This window comes from Nocardia sp. NPDC055002, from assembly GCF_053608825.1.
The window spans coordinates 281825-298643 of record NZ_JBSGWE010000004.1 but is presented as its reverse complement, the minus strand read 5'-3'; the positions used below and the strand labels follow the sequence as shown (position 1 = coordinate 298643).

General features: G+C 67.3%; 15 protein-coding genes. 9 read left to right on the top strand and 6 right to left on the bottom strand.

Annotated elements, in window-relative coordinates; translation table 11 throughout:
- Nucleotides 1–47: 47 nt before the first annotated feature.
- On the bottom strand, nucleotides 48–974 hold the full coding sequence (locus tag ACWF99_RS18210; RefSeq protein WP_452536921.1) for an EamA family transporter: 927 nt from the start codon (nucleotides 972–974) through the stop codon (nucleotides 48–50).
- A gap of 71 nt (nucleotides 975–1045) precedes the next feature.
- Here ACWF99_RS18210 and ACWF99_RS18205 point away from each other — a divergent pair, with 71 nt between their 5' ends.
- Entirely contained in the window at nucleotides 1046–1945 is a 900-nt protein-coding gene (locus ACWF99_RS18205) for a LysR family transcriptional regulator (RefSeq protein ID WP_452536919.1), read from the top strand.
- A gap of 10 nt (nucleotides 1946–1955) precedes the next feature.
- Here ACWF99_RS18205 and ACWF99_RS18200 read toward each other — a convergent pair whose 3' ends face one another.
- Together ACWF99_RS18200 and leuA are read right to left on the bottom strand one after the other, a co-directional pair.
- Nucleotides 1956–3755 (bottom strand): nucleotide-binding protein, encoded by a 1800-nt coding sequence (locus ACWF99_RS18200; protein ID WP_452536917.1) that lies wholly within the window; start codon nucleotides 3753–3755, stop codon nucleotides 1956–1958.
- Between the two features lie 254 nt (nucleotides 3756–4009).
- Nucleotides 4010–5806: a 2-isopropylmalate synthase gene (leuA, locus tag ACWF99_RS18195; RefSeq protein ID WP_378660967.1), complete on the bottom strand. Its 1797-nt coding sequence runs from the start codon at nucleotides 5804–5806 to the stop codon at nucleotides 4010–4012.
- 288 nt (nucleotides 5807–6094) lie between these two features.
- Between leuA and ACWF99_RS18190 the strand changes: the two genes are divergently transcribed.
- The 3 genes from ACWF99_RS18190 to ACWF99_RS18180 all read left to right on the top strand — a co-directional run bounded on the left by ACWF99_RS18190 (nucleotide 6095) and on the right by ACWF99_RS18180 (nucleotide 9542).
- Entirely contained in the window at nucleotides 6095–6862 is a 768-nt protein-coding gene (locus ACWF99_RS18190; protein ID WP_378638656.1) for a sulfite exporter TauE/SafE family protein, read from the top strand.
- A 118-nt stretch (nucleotides 6863–6980) separates the two neighbouring features.
- Nucleotides 6981–8591 carry a GMC oxidoreductase gene (locus ACWF99_RS18185; protein WP_378638658.1) on the top strand — a complete coding sequence of 537 codons (1611 nt, stop codon included), beginning with the start codon at nucleotides 6981–6983 and terminating at the stop codon, nucleotides 8589–8591.
- Nucleotides 8592–8708: 117 nt separating this feature from the next.
- Entirely contained in the window at nucleotides 8709–9542 is an 834-nt protein-coding gene (locus tag ACWF99_RS18180) for an ion transporter (protein ID WP_378638661.1), read from the top strand.
- Here the strand turns inward: ACWF99_RS18180 and ACWF99_RS18175 are convergent.
- From ACWF99_RS18175 to ACWF99_RS18165, 3 genes are all read right to left on the bottom strand, one after another.
- Nucleotides 9529–10731 (bottom strand): low temperature requirement protein A, encoded by a 1203-nt coding sequence (locus ACWF99_RS18175; protein ID WP_452536913.1) that lies wholly within the window; start codon nucleotides 10729–10731, stop codon nucleotides 9529–9531. The genes ACWF99_RS18180 and ACWF99_RS18175 overlap by 14 nt on opposite strands.
- Nucleotides 10732–10797: 66 nt before the next feature.
- On the bottom strand, nucleotides 10798–11256 hold the full coding sequence (locus ACWF99_RS18170) for an SRPBCC family protein (protein WP_378638666.1): 459 nt from the start codon (nucleotides 11254–11256) through the stop codon (nucleotides 10798–10800).
- Nucleotides 11257–11354: 98 nt separating this feature from the next.
- Nucleotides 11355–11927, bottom strand: a complete 573-nt coding sequence (locus ACWF99_RS18165; protein WP_378660975.1) for a TetR/AcrR family transcriptional regulator — start codon at nucleotides 11925–11927, stop codon at nucleotides 11355–11357.
- Nucleotides 11928–11998: 71 nt separating this feature from the next.
- Between ACWF99_RS18165 and ACWF99_RS18160 the strand changes: the two genes are divergently transcribed.
- The 5 genes from ACWF99_RS18160 to pth all read left to right on the top strand — a co-directional run bounded on the left by ACWF99_RS18160 (nucleotide 11999) and on the right by pth (nucleotide 16761).
- Complete coding sequence (locus ACWF99_RS18160) at nucleotides 11999–12571, top strand: dihydrofolate reductase family protein (RefSeq protein ID WP_452536910.1); 573 nt, start codon at nucleotides 11999–12001, stop codon at nucleotides 12569–12571.
- Nucleotides 12572–12706: 135 nt separating this feature from the next.
- Complete coding sequence (locus ACWF99_RS18155) at nucleotides 12707–13972, top strand: aspartate kinase (protein ID WP_378638675.1); 1266 nt, start codon at nucleotides 12707–12709, stop codon at nucleotides 13970–13972.
- 3 nt (nucleotides 13973–13975) lie between these two features.
- The gene (locus ACWF99_RS18150) at nucleotides 13976–15010 is read left to right on the top strand and encodes an aspartate-semialdehyde dehydrogenase (RefSeq protein ID WP_378638678.1); all 1035 of its coding nucleotides are present in this window, start codon (nucleotides 13976–13978) and stop codon (nucleotides 15008–15010) included.
- Nucleotides 15011–15535: 525 nt separating this feature from the next.
- Nucleotides 15536–16159 (top strand): 50S ribosomal protein L25/general stress protein Ctc, encoded by a 624-nt coding sequence (locus ACWF99_RS18145; protein WP_378664381.1) that lies wholly within the window; start codon nucleotides 15536–15538, stop codon nucleotides 16157–16159.
- A 23-nt stretch (nucleotides 16160–16182) separates the two neighbouring features.
- On the top strand, nucleotides 16183–16761 hold the full coding sequence (gene pth / locus ACWF99_RS18140) for an aminoacyl-tRNA hydrolase (protein WP_266293272.1): 579 nt from the start codon (nucleotides 16183–16185) through the stop codon (nucleotides 16759–16761).
- Nucleotides 16762–16819 lie beyond the last annotated feature (58 nt).

Below are 16819 nucleotides of genomic sequence, written 5' to 3'. Positions count from 1 at the left end.
GGTCACATGCTAGCCAGAGCTCGAGCGGTCATGGGCTGAATTCGGATTCAGGCTCGGGTCAATTCGGGGCTGGGGGCGGGCGACGGTGCCTTCGGGAGGCCCCGGCCGGTGGTTGCCGCGAAGGCGCCCGCGATCACGATCGCCCCGCCGATCAGCGCGGCCACCGACGGCTGTTCGTCGAGGACCACCCAGGCCGCGGCGATGCCGACGACCGGGACCAGCAGCGACAACGGCGCCACGGTGCCTGCCGGATAGCGGCTCATCAGATAGGTCCACAGGCCCGAACCGCACACGGTCGCCAGGACGGCGATATAGGCGACGGCGCCCAGCGCGGGCAGGCCGTCGGCGGAGAACGCGGCGCCGACCGCGCGGAAACCGGTGCCAGGCCCCTCGACAGCCATCGACAGCGCCAGCATCGGCACGACGGGAACCACCGACATCCACAGCGTCAGGTGCAAGGGGTTGTAGCCGGGGGAGTCGGCACCGGCCTGACGGGCGCCGATATTGCCGAACGCCCAGCCGAGGCCACCCGCCAACGTCAGCAGAACCGGCAGCAGGGTGGCGTTGGCCATGCGGTCGGCGCCGATGATGACCATGCCGAACATGGCGACCGCGAGTCCGGCGACCTGCACCGGCCGCAAGCGTTCGCGCAGCAGCACCGCGCCCAGCAGCACCGTGAACGGTGCCGAGGACTGCAGGACCAGCGAGGCAAGGCCGGTCGGCATGCCGGTGCGCATCGCCGTGAACAGGAACGCGAATTGCAGAATGCCGAAGCCGGTGCCGTAGAGCAGCAGCCAGCGGGTGCGCACGGCCGGACGCGGAATGAAGATCAGCACGGGGATCGCGATGACGGCGAAGCGCAGCGCGACGAAGAAAAAGGGCGGGAAGTGGTCGAGGCCGATGCGGATGGCCAGGAAGTTCAGGCCCCAGAGCACAACGACGGTCAGTCCGAGCAGGCGATCACGGGAGGTCACGCCCTTATCGTGCGGGCCGCTAAAGATCAGCACAATCGAATAAATATGGAGGGATAACGTAGTTTTACTTCATGTTCTCGATAGAGCGACTGCGCATTCTGCGCGAGCTGGCCGACCGCGGCACGGTCGCCGCCGTCGCCGAGGTGCTGTCGATGACCCCGTCGGCGGTCTCGCAGCAGTTGAAGGTGCTGGCCAGAGAGGCCGGGGTCGCGCTGCTCGAACCGGACGGACGCCGGGTGCGGCTCACCGACGCGGGCCAGGCGCTGGTGCTGCGGGCCGACGACGTGCTCGCCGCGATGGACCGGGCCACCGCCGAGATGGCCCACTACCGGGGCTCACCGCGGGGACAGGTGCGGGTGGCGTCGTTCCCGTCCGGCGCGGCACTGCTGCTGCCACCCGTGCTCGCCACGCTGGCCACCAGCGGGGTCGAACTGGTCGCGGGCGACGAGGACCTCCCGCCGAGTGAGGCGTCGAAACTGCTGGCCGACTACGACATCGTGCTCACCCATCGCGACGAACGCGCGCCGTCGCTGGCCGGGCCGAGATTGTCGGCGCGGGTGCTGATGCGCGAGCCGATCGATGTCGTTGTCGCACCGGATCATCCGCTGGCCGGGCGTTCGTCGGTGCGCCCGGAAGAACTCGCCGAGGAGACCTGGGTAAGCGTGCGCGGCGGGTTCCCGGTCGACGACGTGCTCGAGTCCATCGCCACCGTCACCGGGGTGCGGCCACGGATCGCGCAGCGGCTCAACGAGTTCCGGGTGATCGAAACGCTCGTGGCCTCCGGCTACGGTGTCGCGCTGATGCCGCGCTACGCCGTCGCCCACCCCGACCTGTCGGTGCTACCGCTGGCCGGGGTCCGCGCGGCCCGGGTCTACGAGATCATCACCCGCCCACAGGCGCACCGCAGCCCCGCCATCGCGACGGTGCTCGACGCGTTCGAGGCCGCGGCGCGCGAGGTGATCGCGCGCTGACGGTTCTATCTCAGAACTGACCCGGCTGGTACTGCTGACCCGGGTAGGGCTGGCCCGGCTGATACGGCTGCTGCTGCTGGTGTTGCTGCTGACCGTGGTAGCTGAAGTCGTCGGCGACCATCGCGGCCAGTTCGAGCAGGGCCCGCCTGGTCGGCTTGCTGACCAGCTCGAGGTCGATCTCGGCGCCCTCGGCCAGGTGATCGTCGAACGGGACGATCTGCACGGCACGGGTGCGGTCGAGGAACAGCTTGCGCAGCTGATCCAGGTCGACCGTGGAAGCGCCACGGCGCGAAGCGTTCACGACGACGACGGTGCGTTCGACCAGCTTGGAGTAGCCGTGGTGATCGAGCCAGTCCAGCGTCGCCGACGCGCTGCGCGCACCGTCGATCGCGGGGGAGGTGACCAGCACCAGCGAGCTCGCCATGTCCAGCACGCCCGACATCGCCGAGTGCATCAGGCCGGTGCCGCAGTCGGTGAGAATGATGTTGTAGAACGACTGCAGGATGCCGATGGCCTTGCGGTAGTCGGCCTCGCTGAAGGCCTCCGACACGGCCGGATCCTGTTCGGAGGCAAGCACTTCCAGTCGGCTCGGGGCCTGCGAGGTGTGTGCGCGAACATCCGAGTAGCGGGTGATCTGCTGGTCTTCGAGCAGATTGCGCACCGTCGAACGGGTCTGGCGCGGTACCCGGTGGGCGAGCGTGCCGAGGTCGGGGTTGGCATCGATGGCGATGACGCGGTCACCACGCTGGGACGCGAAGGTGGAGCCGAGACCGACCGTGGTGGTGGTCTTGCCGACACCGCCCTTGAGCGAGAGGATCGCGATCCGGTAGTCGCCGCGCACGGGCTGGTTGACCCGTTCGCCGAGATCGCGGTAGACGACGTCCGCCGCCGACTCACCCGGGTTGATCACACCGCCGGACACCTTGTGCACAGCCTTGCGCCACCCGCTGCGCGGCGACTTCCGCGCGCGCTTGAGCAGGTTCAGGTCGTTCACCGAATGGCCGGGCTGGCCCGGTGCCTGCATGTGCTGCGGCTGGAACGGCTGCTGTTGCTGGGGGGCCGGTCCGCCGCCCCACTGCTGACCCGGCGGGGGACCCGGCTGGCCGAGCTGACCGGGGAACTGCCCCTGCTGACCGGGGAACTGTCCCTGATCGGGATGCTGGCCGGGGAACTGCCCCAGCTGTTCCGGCTGCTGACCGGGCGGCATCCCACCCTGCATCGGCTGCTGGTACATCGGCGGCGGCGGAGGCGCCCAGCTGTAGATGGGCTCGGACTGCGGGCCCTGCTCCTGGGCGGGGAACTGTTGCTGCTGTTCGGGACCGGGGTACGGCTGACCCTCGGCGCCGGGGTACTGCGGCGGCACGCCGGGTTGCGGCTGCTCGCCCGTCGCGTGCGGACCGGGGTAAGGCTGTTCAGCGCCCGGCTGACCAGGAAGCCACGGCTGCTCGCCCGGCTGACCCGGCCACGGCTGCTGCTCGGGGCCGTTCATCGGCGGCTGCCCGCCATTGTTCTGGTACGGATCCGGCACCGAGTACGGAGCGCCCTGCGCGAACTGGCCCGGCGGCGCGAAACCGGCGGGCTGGTACACGGTCTGGTCGGCGAGGCCGGCCGGGCCGGGCTCCGCGACGGGCTGCTCACCGGTCGACGGCTCGACGGCGTCACCGGTCGGCTCGGCCGCGGTGTCGGCGGGCTCGATGTCGTCCTCGGTCGCGGTCTGCACACCGGAGGGACCGGACGCAGCTTCGGACGCGTCAGCCGACGGACTCTGCAGCCACGGCGGCGAGGTCGGATTATGGTCGTTGTTGGTCACAGTTCCCCCACTTGCTCGCTGAACGAGCAGGAAAGCTCGGCGCTGAATATGCCCTAAAACGCTAACACGGAGGCAATTTTCGCGCGTCGGGGGCAGTAGCTCCCATGTCCCAGAGCGAATTCGAATGCTCCCAGCTCAACCGGTATATCCGGGACGAGGCCGACCGGGCGAACCGAAGTTGTCCACAGGCCCGGGAATCTATCCACAGGCACAGAAGCGGCCGGGACCTCAGGTCCCGGCCGCCATAGAGCAAGCTACTGCGCCGCGCGGTTCACGGCCGAGACGACCGCTCGCAGCGAGGCGGTGGTGATCGAGGTGGCGATGCCGACGCCCCAGACGACCTTGTCGCCGATGGCTACCTCGACGTAGGCCGCGGCCTGGGCGTCGTCGCCCGCGGACATGGCGTGCTCGCTGTAGTCGAGGACGCGGACCTCGAAACCGACGGTCGCGATCGCGTCGACGAACGCCGCCAGCGGGCCGTTGCCGGAACCGCTGATCTCCTGCTCGACGCCGTCGACCTTCACAGTCACCACGATCGAGTCGACACCGCCGTCGGTCTCGGCCGCGGTGACCTTCTGCTTGATCCGCTCGAGCGGCAGGATCGGGTTCAGGTACTCGGTGGCGAAGACGTCCCACATCTCCTTGGGCGTCACCTCGCCGCCCTCACCGTCGGTGATCGCCTGGATCGCCTGCGAGAACTCGATCTGCAGCCGGCGCGGCAGCACCAGACCGTGATCGGTCTTCATGATGTAGGCGACCCCGCCCTTGCCCGACTGCGAGTTCACCCGGATGACGGCCTCGTAGGTACGGCCGACGTCCTTGGGGTCGATCGGCAGGTACGGGACCTCCCAGACGATGTCGGCCACATCGGCGCCCTGTGCGTCGGCGGCGGCCTTCATCGCGTCCAGGCCCTTGTTGATCGCGTCCTGGTGGCTGCCGGAGAAGGCGGTGTAGACCAGATCGCCGCCGTAGGGGTGACGCTCGGCCACGGCCAGCTGGTTGCAGTACTCCACCGTGCGACGGACCTCGTCGATATCGGAGAAGTTGATCTGCGGGTCGATGCCGCGCGAGAACATGTTCATGCCCAGGGTGACAAGGCAGACGTTGCCGGTGCGCTCACCGTTGCCGAACAGGCAGCCCTCGATGCGGTCGGCGCCGGCCTGGTAGCCCAGCTCGGCGGCCGCGACGGCGGTGCCACGGTCGTTGTGCGGGTGCAGCGACAGCACGATCGAATCGCGGCGGGCCAGGTTGCGGTGCATCCACTCGATCGAGTCGGCGTACACGTTCGGCGTGGCCATCTCGACGGTCGCGGGCAGGTTGATGATCAGCGGCTTGGCCGGGGTCGGGGCGATGATGGCCGAGACCGCGTCGCAGACCTCGCGGGCGTAGTCGAGCTCGGTGCCGGTGTAGGACTCCGGGCTGTACTCGTAGCGCCACTCGGTGTCGGGGTAGCGCTTCTCGATCTCCAGGCACAGCGACGCGGCGTCGGTGGCGATCTTCTTCACCGCGTCGCGCTCGGCGCGGAAGACCACGCGGCGCTGCAGGATCGAGGTGGAGTTGTAGAAGTGCACGATCACGTTCGGTGCGCCCGCGCAGGCCTGGAAGGTGCGCTCGATCAGCTCGGGGCGGCACTGGGTCAGGACCTGGATGGTGACATCGGCGGGGACCGCGCCGTCTTCGATGATCTCGCGGACGAAATCGAAGTCGGTCTGGCTCGCGGCCGGGAAACCGACCTCGATCTCCTTGTAGCCCATCCGGACCAGCAGGTCGAACATGCGGCGCTTGCGGGCCGGGCTCATCGGGTCGATCAGGGCCTGGTTGCCGTCGCGCAGGTCGACGGCGCACCACGCGGGGGCGCGATCGATGATCTTGTCCGGCCAGGTGCGGTCGGGCACCGTGATCGGTTCGACCTCTTCGGCGAAGGGGCGATACCGGAACGAGGGCATCGAGGAGTTCTTCTGGGTGTTCCAGGCGGGCTGGTCGGCCGGTGCGGGTTTGCCGGGGGCCGAAATGGTGCGCGAAGCGGATACGAATGCGTCAGCCGAGGACATGCAAGTTTCTCCGTGGGTGTGATGGATTCCCGTGAATGGGAGCGGGTCGACCGGCGCGTTGGAACCCCGCGACGGGAGCCGGTCCGTATCAGGACCCGTCGCGGCGGCCGAGAAGAAGAGCCCGCTGCAGCATGATCCTCCGAGCTTACCGCGTGCCCACCCCTGCTTGTAAGCGGCCTGGAGAATCGACCTCACCGATTTCGCTCACCAGTTGACCAGTACGGTTTCCCCCATAACGCACGCTTGTACGGACCTTCGCGTCCGACGAGACGTACCAAAGGAATTCGAATGACTTGGTTACAACAGGTGGCCATCTTCGCCGCGGGTATCGCGGCGGGTGGCATCAATACGATCGTCGGATCGGGCACGCTGATCACCTTTCCCACGCTGCTCGCGTTCGGGTTGCCGCCGGTGACAGCGAATGTGTCGAACACGATCGGGCTCGTCCCCGGCTCGGTGAGCGGGGTCATCGGCTATCGGCGGGAACTGGAAGGACAGCGGTCCCGACTGCTGCAGCTGGGCACCGCGTCGCTACTCGGCGGCATCACCGGCGCGATCCTGCTGCTGACGATGCCCGCGGCGGCGTTCAAGGCGATCGTCCCCGTCCTCATCATCGTCGCGCTGATCCTCGTCGTCGTGCAGCCGCGACTGGCCGCGTGGGTGAAGCGGCGCCGGGCGGACGGCGCGTCGGCGACGCCGGAACACGGCGGGCCCATTCTGCTGGTCGCGGTCTTCGCCACCGGCATCTACGGCGGCTACTTCGGGGCCGCCCAGGGCGTGCTGCTGATCGGTCTGCTCGGGGTGTTCGTGCACGAGGACATCCAGCGACTCAACGGCGTGAAGAACGTGCTCGCCCTGATCGTCAACGGGGTGTCGGCGGTGATCTTCATCGCGATCGCCGAGGTGGACTGGCAGGTGGTCGCGTTGATCGCGATCGGCTCGATCATCGGCGGGCAGCTCGGCGCGAAGGTCGGGCGGAAGTTGTCGCCGAATGTGCTCAGAGGGGTGATCGTGGTGGTCGGCACCATCGCGGTGGTCCGCCTGCTCACCAGCTGAGGTCCCGGTAGCCTCACGCGCTCGTCGTGACTTGTGACAAATGTGGTCGCCATCGGGCGATCCTCCATGTTGCGGGGTATTCTTCGCGTCGGCCATGCGTGATGAGGGAGGTGGCCTGGTGCACAGACGTGCCTTTTTCAAGGCGGCGGGACTGGCGGCTGTTGCCGGTGCCGTGGGAACGACGCTGGCGAGCGCGCCCGCTTCGGCGGATCCGCGCCAGGCGATGTTCCAGTCCTGGGTGCCGGAGATCTTCGCGCCGATCCCGGACGCGCCCGCGCACACGCAGGCCATCGTCATCGGATCCGGCTTCGGCGCCGCCGTGACCGCGCTGCGCCTGGCCGAGGCCGGGATCGCCAACACCGTGCTCGAGCGCGGTTCGCACTGGCCCAACGACCCGTGGCGCGAGATCTTCACCGGCGACGACCTGCCCGACGGTCGCGGGTTCTGGCATCGCACCAGCTTCACCGGCGTCACCAAGGTGCCGATGAGTTTCAGCGCGTTCGGCGGCGTGCTGGATGTGACCGAATATTCCGGGATCGACGTGTGGCGCGCCGCCGCGGTCGGTGGCGGCTCGGTGATCTTCAGCGGGGCGATGGTTGCTCCGCAACGCAGACTGTTCGACCAGGTCTTCGGTGGCGTCGTCGATTACGGCGAGCTGGAGAGCGTCTACTACCCGCGGGTGCGCCAGATGCTGCGGCTCGACACGATGCCGGCCGACATCTACAACTCCGCGCCGTTCGCGCACTCGCGCGCCTGGGACGACCAGGTGCGCGCGGCCGGATACCAGCCGCTGCCCAACGACTCGATCTTCACCTGGGACGTGCTGCGCAGCGAGCTCGCGGGCACCTCCCGCGCGTCCGCCACCTCGGCCCGCTCGAACCTCGGCAACTCCAACGGCGCCAAGTTCGACCTCAACCAGAACTACCTGCGCTACGCCCGCGAGACCGGCAAGTCCCAGGTGTTCCCCGGCCACCGCGTCGACGCCATCGCCCAGGAGGCGAGCGGCAGGTTCGTCGTCGCCGTATCGAAGCTGGCCCCGACCGGTCAGGTGCTGAGCACCCGCAACCTGACCTGCGACAAGCTGTTCCTCGGCGCGGGCTCCATCGGTACTTCGGAGCTGCTGGTCCGCGCCCAGGCCACCGGCACGCTGCCCAACCTCAACGAGCACATCGGCGACGGCTTCGGCACCAACGGTGACGTGGTGCTGGCCCGCGGCGCGAGCGCTATCGCGGGCCAGGGCCAAGGTGTGCCGAGCGCCAGCCGGATCTACGACGAATCCAGCGTGCCGCTCACCCTGGAGAACTGGTACATCCCCGGCATCCCGTTCGAGACCGGCGCGCTGGCCTCGCTCGGCATGGTCCTCGACCCGACCCGTGCCCGTTTCGGCTATCACGCGGCGTCGGGCGGCGTCGGCGTGAACTGGTCGGCGGGCACGCAGGACGCGGTCGCCGGGGCCGCTCGTGCGATCGACCACCGGATCGCCGAGCGCGCGGGCGCGGTCGCCGAGTACGGCGCGCTGGGCTACGACGCCAACGCCCAGTTCACCGCGCACCCGCTCGGCGGCGCGGTCCTGGGCAAGGCCACCGACGCCTTCGGCCGCGTCCACGGACACCCCGGCCTCTACGTGATGGACGGTGCCGCGATTCCCGGCAGCACCGCGACGGTCAACCCGTCCCTGACCATCACCGCACTGGCGGAACGCAACATCGAGGCCGTCCTGCGCGGCTGAACACGCCACCGACCGGCGTCGGCAACTCCCCTCGCGGCGTCGGTCGACCAATTAGCGTGGGCAGCGATGTCAAGGCCGACCTACGCGGCGCCGACCGCCAGATATTCAGGAGCAACAGTGGCTTCACCGGGGATCGAACGGGTCGAGGCCCTGCCGGACGTGCGCTCGAAAACGCCGACCTTGCGTACCGACATCCTCATGCTGATCCTCGCGATCATCTCGGTGGTGCTGGTCGTGTGGATCACCTTCTTCGACGTCAGCGGCCCGACCTATCACGCGATCGTCATCGTCGACACGTCGATCTGCGCGATCTTCCTCGTCGAGTTCGTCTGGCGCTGGCGGCGGGCGGGCTGGCCGTGGTCGTTCCCGTTCATCTACTGGTACGAAGTCCTCGGCATGATCCCGGTGACCAGCCCGCTGTTCCGCGGGTTCCGGCTGCTGCGCATCGTGGTGATCTTGATCCGGCTCGGCCGGGTGGCCGATCGGGCGCTGGGGGAGCGGGTCACCGCGACGATCGTCAACCGGTTCGTCGGCACGATCGTCGACGTGATCAAGCGCCCGATGACGATCGCGATCCTCGACGAGGTCTCCAAGGTCCTGCGCGCGGGCCATTACACCCAGAACATCGCCGCCGCGCTGGAGGAGAACCACGCCGAGGTCGACCAGCTGATCATGGACCTGATCAAGAACGACCCGCAGACCGGCAAACTGCGTTACGTCCCGTTCCACGACGACATCATCCGGCTCGTCGCCGACACGGTCTACCGGATGCTGCGCCAGCTGCTCGACGACCCGCGCACCGACGAACTGGTCGCGGACATGCTGCGGGAGAACCTCGACCAGATCAACGACGCCGTGCGCGCCGGGGTGCGGGTCCCGCCCTCGCACCGAGGGGCGACGCCCGCCGAGCACGGCGTGCGCCACCACCTCGGCCAGATCAAGCGTGCCTGATCTGGTCGCGCGGCTGGGCGAAGCGCAGGGTCTCGAAGATCACCAGCGCGGCCAGCAGCGCGCACAGCACGGCGAGCGAGGCGAGCGCGGGCAGGTGCGCGGCGATCGGGATCAGCGCGAACAGTAGGGCCGCGGTGATCACGCGCGCGATCGACACCGATTTGGTGGCAAAGTATTTCGCCGCGACGACGCCGAGGATGAACAGCGCCGGTCCGGCGTAGAGCGCGCCGAGCGGGATGCCGTAGAGCGGGTCGGTGAGCGTGTGGTGCGAGGAGTCGCCGACGTAGTACAGCACCTTCTTCAGCCCGAGCGAGAGGGCGATGACGCCCACGATCATCGGGAAATGCCCGTAGGTGTAGCTGTTCTGCGCGATCTTGATCTGGTGCGCGCCCCTGGCGTGGGCGAAGCTGTGCTCGATCGAGATCGCGGCCACATCGAAGTAGAGCCACCACAGCAGACCCGACACCGCGAGCCCGAGCATCGAGCCGAGCGCGATCGGCCAGGAGATCGGGAGTCCGGCCACCCCGATGCCGATCGAGACGATCGATTCGCCGAGCGCCACGATGACGATCAGGCCGTAGCGTTCGGCGAAGTGCTTGGCCGAATTGATCCGCCAGTCCGTGCCGGCGATGGCGGTCCACGCCATGTCGCCGACGATGGCGGCGATCCACAGCAGGATCTGGGTGAGGCCCGTGGTCATCGCCGCGATCACCAGCAGCGTGGTGCCGATGGTGATCGAGCCAAGCGCCCAGCGCAGCAATTGCCCGCGCAGCTGGGAGTCCTCGGCGCTGATCGCCCAGAAGATGCCGACGTGCACCAGCCGCACCACCAGGTAGGCGACGGCGAAGACCAGCGGGCCGAACCAGCCGCCGTCCAGATCCTCGAACGCCTCGGGGATCGTGAGTGCGGCGATGAACGCACCGCCCATCGCGACGAACATGCCGACGCGGGCGATGCCCTCGTCGGCGCGCACCACATTGCCCAGCCACGAGTAGGCGATCCACAGCCACCACATCAGGGCGAGGACCAGTGTGGCCCGCAACATGTTCGCGGCCGTTGTGTTGTCGGCGGCCAGGTCGGTGACCATCGTGAAGGCGAAGACGATCACCAGGTCGAAGAACAATTCGAGCTGGGTCACCGAGCTGTCAGCGGTGACCGGACGGAACCGGGGCCGTCGATTTCCGATCATGGCGACAATCGTCGCACCCCCGGCCACGATTCGCGCGCGGCGCCGATTGTTTCGCGGACGGCGCAACTAGCCGACCGCGAAGCCCCCGACCTCTGGATACCGCTCGGCGAAGTCGATGAAGTTCGCGACCGTCTCGTCGTGCAGTTTGCGCAGGCTTCGGTTGAACAGGATGCCCGGAATGGGCAGCGGAAGGGAGAGTTCTACGTGGTAGTCGACCTCGGTGCCCTCCGGGGTGTCGACCAGTTCGATCCAGCCGCCGCCCTTGGACCCGCGACTGCTGTCGACGACCCGCCACTCGGACCGGTACTGCTCCCAGGAGTATTCGAGCACCTGGGCGTCGGAGTTACCCATGAAGTGGGCGGTGGCGAAAACTCGGCGCGGCCTGCCGTCGGCATCGCGCGGCCCGACCCGGACATCACTGAGCGAGGTCGACCACTCCGACATCAGGTCAACGGCCAGTAGTGCGTCCATCACTTGGTCGATCTCGGCGTCAACGGTGAATCGGATGTCGATCTTCGAGCGCATCTGTGTCTATCCTCCGAACCCCCGCAGCTTTCGCGCCCGATTGTGCACAGTGGTACCAGTGATCGTCAACACGTCTATGGTCTGGACAAATGACCGGGTCAACTGCTTATCACACGCTCGACGGCCGTTTCGATGAGTGCCATGCTCTGCTCCTCGGTGAAGATTCCGGGCAGTGTGAGGTGTTCGACGATGAGCCAGTTGAGCGCCAGATAGAGCAGTAGTACCGACTCCGCGTCGCCGGGCATGCCGGACGCCAGATGGTTGCGGACGTTGAAATCGATGTCGGCCCGGACGCGTTCGGTGAGCACCGTGCGCAGTTCGGGACGCCGGGTTGCCTCGAGTCGTAGTTCGAGCAGCGCGAGATAGGCCTTGCGATGCGATTCGATGCGCCCGACCACCTCCTTCATCAGCGTGGTGATGTTCTCGAGGTCCTTCGGGCCGTCGCTGACCAGGGCCATCGTCTCCTCGCTCGGCTGCACCACCTCGTAGAAGCGGACGCCGGCCTGGGTGAGCAGCTCGTCGCGATTGGCGAAGTAGTTCGACGCCGTGCCCGCGGGGACGGCCGCCTGTTTGTCCACCGCGCGGAAGGTGAGGCCGCGGGCGCCCTCGTCGGCGAGGACCTCGATGGCCGCGTCGAGCAGGGCTTGCCGACGTTCGGGATTAGTTCGCACTTGACACCACTCCATCTGTAGTACTACGTTTAAACCACTTCAAACAGAGTACAACACCTGAGGCGGTAACCATGCGAAAGCTTGTCTACTACATCGGCGTCTCCCTCGACGGCTACATCGCGGGCTCCGGCGGCGAGGTCGACTTCTATCCGACACCGCAGAACTATGTGGAGTGGATGATGGATGAGTTTCCCGACTCCATCCCGACCCACCTGCGCGCGCACTTCGGCATGGACCCCGACCTGCCTGCCAAGAACTGGGACACCGTGCTGATGGGGCGCGGCACCTACGTGCTGCCGGACGAGCACGTCGAGAGCCCGTTCTCGCACCTGAAGCAGTACGTCATCTCGTCCACACTCGACCAGGCCGACCATCCCGGAGTCGAGATCGTCTCCGGTGATCCGCTCGAGCTGGTGCGCGAGCTCAAGCAGCGCGAGGGCGGCGACATCTGGCTGTGTGGCGGCGGGAAGCTGGCCGGGCAGCTGCTCGACGAGATCGACGCGATGATCATCAAGAGCTATCCGATCGTCGCGGGCGAGGGCATCCCGGTCTTCACCGGCGTCTTCAAACCGACACAGTTCGCTCCGGTGCGGCGCAAGGAATTCGACAACGGCACGCAGGTCACCTGGTTCGATCGAGCGTGAATTCCGTGGTTATCCACAGGTGACAAGCCTGTGTCGTTTTCCACAGGCAGGGCAGGTAGCAGCAAAACCGGTGGCCCGGGCCCGGTACTCTTGGTCGCTGATACCAATCTGACACTCGATCGTGAAGGACCTGCTGTGGCTCTCGTAGTTCAGAAGTACGGAGGATCCTCGGTGGCTACCGCCGAGCGGATCCGGCGCGTCGCTGAACGGATCGTGGAGACCAAGAAGCAGGGGCACGATGTAGTCGTCGTGTGCTCGGCTATGGGCGACACGACCGATGAGTTGCTCGATCTCGCGGAGCAGGTGGCCCCGGCGCCGCCTGCTCGCGAGATGGACATGCTGCTCACCTCGGGCGAGCGCATCTCGAATGCCTTGGTGGCCATGGCTATTCACACGCTCGGCGCCGAAGCTCGCTCGTTCACCGGCTCGCAGGCCGGCGTGATCACCACCGGCGCGCACGGCAACGCCAAGATCATCGACGTGACCCCGGGCCGCCTGCAAGAGGCGCTGGCCGAGGGGCAGATCGTGCTGGTGGCCGGCTTCCAGGGCGTGAGCCAGGACAGCAAGGACGTCACCACGCTGGGCCGCGGCGGCTCCGACACCACCGCCGTCGCGCTGGCCGCGGCATTGAAAGCCGATGTCTGCGAGATCTACACCGACGTCGACGGCATCTTCTCCGCCGACCCGCGCATCGTCCCCGACGCCCAGAAGCTCGACAAGATCTCCTACGAGGAGATGCTCGAGATGGCGGCCTGCGGGTCGAAGGTGCTCATGCTGCGCTGCGTGGAGTACGCGCGCCGCTACAACGTTCCCGTTCATGTTCGGTCGTCCTACACCGACAAGATCGGCACCACTGTTTTCGGATCGATGGAGGACATTCCCGTGGAGCAGGCAATCCTGACCGGCGTCGCACACGACCGCAGCGAGGCCAAGGTGACCGTCGTCGCCCTGCCCGACGAGCCGGGCTACGCGGCCAAGGTGTTCCGCGCGGTGGCCGACGCCGAGATCAACATCGACATGGTGCTGCAGAACATCTCCAAGGTCGACACGGGCAAGACCGACATCACCTTCACCTGCCCCAAGACCGACCTGGTCCGCGCGGTGCAGAAGCTCACCGAGCGCCAGGACGAGATCGGCTTCGCCGAGATCCTCTCCGACGACCACATCGGCAAGGTCTCCCTGGTCGGCGCCGGTATGAAGTCGCACCCGGGCGTCACCGCCACCTTCTGTGAGGCGCTGGCGAACGCGGGCGTCAACATCGACCTGATCTCCACCTCGGAGATCCGGATCTCGGTGCTCGTGCGTGACACGGAACTGGATGAAGCGGTGCAGGTGTTGCACAAGGCATTCGATCTCGGCGGCGACGAGGCCGCTGTCGTCCACGGCGGAACGGGGCGTTAAGCAATGGGTGTACGTGTAGGTGTTGTCGGTGCGACCGGTCAGGTCGGCGCCGTCATGCGCAAACTGCTCGAAGAGCGCAACTTCCCGGCCGACGAGGTGCGGTTCTTCGCATCCTCGCGTTCGGCGGGCAAGACGCTGCCCTGGCGCGGCGGCGAGATCGTCGTCGAGGACACCGAGACGGCCGATCCGTCGGGTCTCGACATCGCGCTGTTCTCGGCCGGCGCCACCATGTCGCGTGTGCAGGCCCCGCGCTTCGCCGCGGCGGGCGTCACCGTGATCGACAATTCCTCGGCATGGCGCAAGGACCCCGAGGTGCCGCTGGTGGTGTCGGAGGTCAATCCCGAGGCCACCCGCAACCTGCCCAAGGGCATCATCGCGAACCCGAACTGCACCACGATGGCCGCGATGCCGGTGCTCAAGCCGCTGCACGACGTGGCCGGTTTGCAGCGCCTGATCGTGTCGTCCTACCAGGCCGTTTCCGGCTCCGGTCTGTCCGGTGTCGAGGAGCTCGCCTCGCAGATCCGCGCGGTGTCCGCCGACGCGGAGAAGCTGGTGCACGACGGTTCGGCCGCTGAGTTCCCCGCACCGAACAACTACGTCGCGCCGATCGCCTTCAACGTGATCCCGCTGGCCGGTGCGCTGGTCGACGACGGTTCCTTCGAGACCGACGAAGACCAGAAGCTGCGCAACGAGAGCCGCAAGATCCTCGGCCTGCCCGACCTGCTGGTGAGCGGTACCTGCGTGCGGGTCCCGGTCTTCACCGGGCACTCGTTGTCGATCAATGCCGAATTCGCCGAGCCGATTTCGGTGCTGCAGGCCAAGGAACTGCTGGCCAAGGCGTCGGGCGTGCGTCTGGTCGACGTGCCGACCCCGCTGGGCGCGGCAGGGCAGGACGACTCTCTCGTCGGGCGGATCCGCCAGGATCCGGGCGTGCCGAGCGGTCGCGGTCTCGCGCTGTTCATCTCGGGTGACAACCTGCGAAAAGGTGCTGCGCTGAATACGATTCAGATCGCGGAAGTGTTGCTCGAGAACCGTTGATTCGGTAGTCCTGGATGTGGGGCCGGAGCCTCGGGGTGTGGTAGTCCCGAGGCAGGTTGTGTGGCAGAGCTTGGGGTTTGAGTAGTCCCAGGCGGGTTGTGTGGCAGAGCTTGGGGTTTGAGTAGTCCCAGGCGGGTTTGACGCTGTGTTTGTTGGAGCGCTGGCGCGCTCGAGTCGCGGCCCCGAGGGGCCGCCGGTTAGCCACCGGGGCTTGCTCCTTCGGCGCCTACGCCCCGGCGGCTAACCGGCGACCCGGCCGCGACCGGCCACTCTGTGGCCGCTGCTCCCCAGGGGTCGCAGGTGCGGGGTTCGGAGTGCGGTCATGGCGGTTTTAGATCGCGGATTGCTATGCGGTATGGTTGGCGGGTTGTCTCGGCGAGGGTGAGTGCCCGTTTGGTGCGCACACCGTGATCGACGCGGCTCGGCTGAGTTGTTTGGGCCGTCCTCGTTCGTTCTTTCGTCCGACGAGTAGACCTTGACCCCGGAGTTGGGTCACCCATGACCAGCCGTAGGAGCGCATTCAGTATGTCCGACGCCAATCTGATCGAAGCCGCCGTCCGCACCGAATTCGGTAAGGGTGCCGCTCGCCGTACCCGTCGCGACGGCAACGTGCCCGCCGTGCTGTACGGCCACCACGCCGAGCCGCAGCACCTGTCGCTGAACGCCAAGGCGTTCGCCGCGATCCTGCGTCTGCACGGCACCAACGCCATCCTGAACCTGCAGATCGACGGCCAGCCGCAGCTGGCGATGACCAAGTCGGTCGTCGTCCACCCGATCCGTCGCTACATCGAGCACGCCGACCTGCTGATCGTCAAGCGTGGCGAGCGCGTCACCACTGACGTCAACGTCGTCGTCACCGGCGATGCCGTCTCCGGCGCCCTGATCACCCAGGAACTCAACACCCTGTCGATCGAGGCCGACGCGATGAACCTGCCCGAGACCATCGAGGTCTCGGTCGACGGCATCGCGCCGGGCACCCAGATCCTGGCCGGCACCATCGCGCTGCCCGAGGGCGTCACCCTGGCCGGTGACCCGGAAGCGCTGATCGTCAACGTGATCGAAGCGCCGTCCGCCTCGCAGATGGACGACGAGGGTGAAGGCACCGCCGCCGACACCGAGACCGCGGAGACCGCTCCCGAGTCCGAGTAAGACCGCGCACTACGATTCGGGCAATGACCGAATCTTCCGGGCCCGCGCTCGTGGTCGGACTGGGTAACCCCGGCCCCGAGTACGAGCGCACCCGCCACAATGTGGGCTTCCTGGTCGCCGATGTGCTCGCCGAGCGCGTCGGCGGCCGTTTTGCCGTGCACAAGAAGTCCGGTGCCGATCTGCTCCAGGCGCGATTGGACGGGCGTCAGATCCTCATCGCGAAGCCGCGCACCTATATGAATCTGTCCGGGCGGCCGGTGGCCGCGCTGGCGAAGTTCTTCTCGGTGCCGGTGGACCAGGTGATCGTGGTCCACGACGAGCTGGATCTGCCGTTCGGGACGCTCAAGCTCAAGCAGGGCGGCGGCGAAGGTGGTCACAACGGGCTGCGGTCGATCTCGCAGGCGTTGACCACCAAGGAATACTTGCGCACCAGGATCGGGATCGGGCGCCCGCCCGGTCGGCAGGATCCGGCCGACTACGTCCTCAAGCCCTTCGCCGCGCCGGAGCGCAAAGAGGTTCCGGTGATCGTGGAGCAGGCCGCCGACGCGGTGGAGCTGCTGTTGAAGGTCGGGCTGGAAGCGGCCCAGAACAACCTGCATTGAGGCCCAGAACTACCTGTGTCAAGTAGTCCCATGCCGGTTTGGGCTGTGTTTATTGGAG

What these genes read in the sequence shown, in the direction of transcription:
- ACWF99_RS18170 (WP_378638666.1), bottom strand. Translation starts at nt 11,256, where the DNA reads ATGCGCTCGAAGATCGACATCCGATTCACCGTTGACGCCGAGATCGAC.
- ACWF99_RS18205 (WP_452536919.1), top strand. Translation starts at nt 1,046, where the DNA reads ATGTTCTCGATAGAGCGACTGCGCATTCTGCGCGAGCTGGCCGACCGC.
- ACWF99_RS18150 (WP_378638678.1), top strand. Translation starts at nt 13,976, where the DNA reads ATGGGTGTACGTGTAGGTGTTGTCGGTGCGACCGGTCAGGTCGGCGCC.
- ACWF99_RS18175 (WP_452536913.1), bottom strand. Translation starts at nt 10,731, where the DNA reads ATGATCGGAAATCGACGGCCCCGGTTCCGTCCGGTCACCGCTGACAGC.
- pth (WP_266293272.1), top strand. Translation starts at nt 16,183, where the DNA reads ATGACCGAATCTTCCGGGCCCGCGCTCGTGGTCGGACTGGGTAACCCC.
- ACWF99_RS18190 (WP_378638656.1), top strand. Translation starts at nt 6,095, where the DNA reads ATGACTTGGTTACAACAGGTGGCCATCTTCGCCGCGGGTATCGCGGCG.
- ACWF99_RS18145 (WP_378664381.1), top strand. Translation starts at nt 15,536, where the DNA reads ATGTCCGACGCCAATCTGATCGAAGCCGCCGTCCGCACCGAATTCGGT.
- ACWF99_RS18160 (WP_452536910.1), top strand. Translation starts at nt 11,999, where the DNA reads ATGCGAAAGCTTGTCTACTACATCGGCGTCTCCCTCGACGGCTACATC.
- leuA (WP_378660967.1), bottom strand. Translation starts at nt 5,806, where the DNA reads ATGTCCTCGGCTGACGCATTCGTATCCGCTTCGCGCACCATTTCGGCC.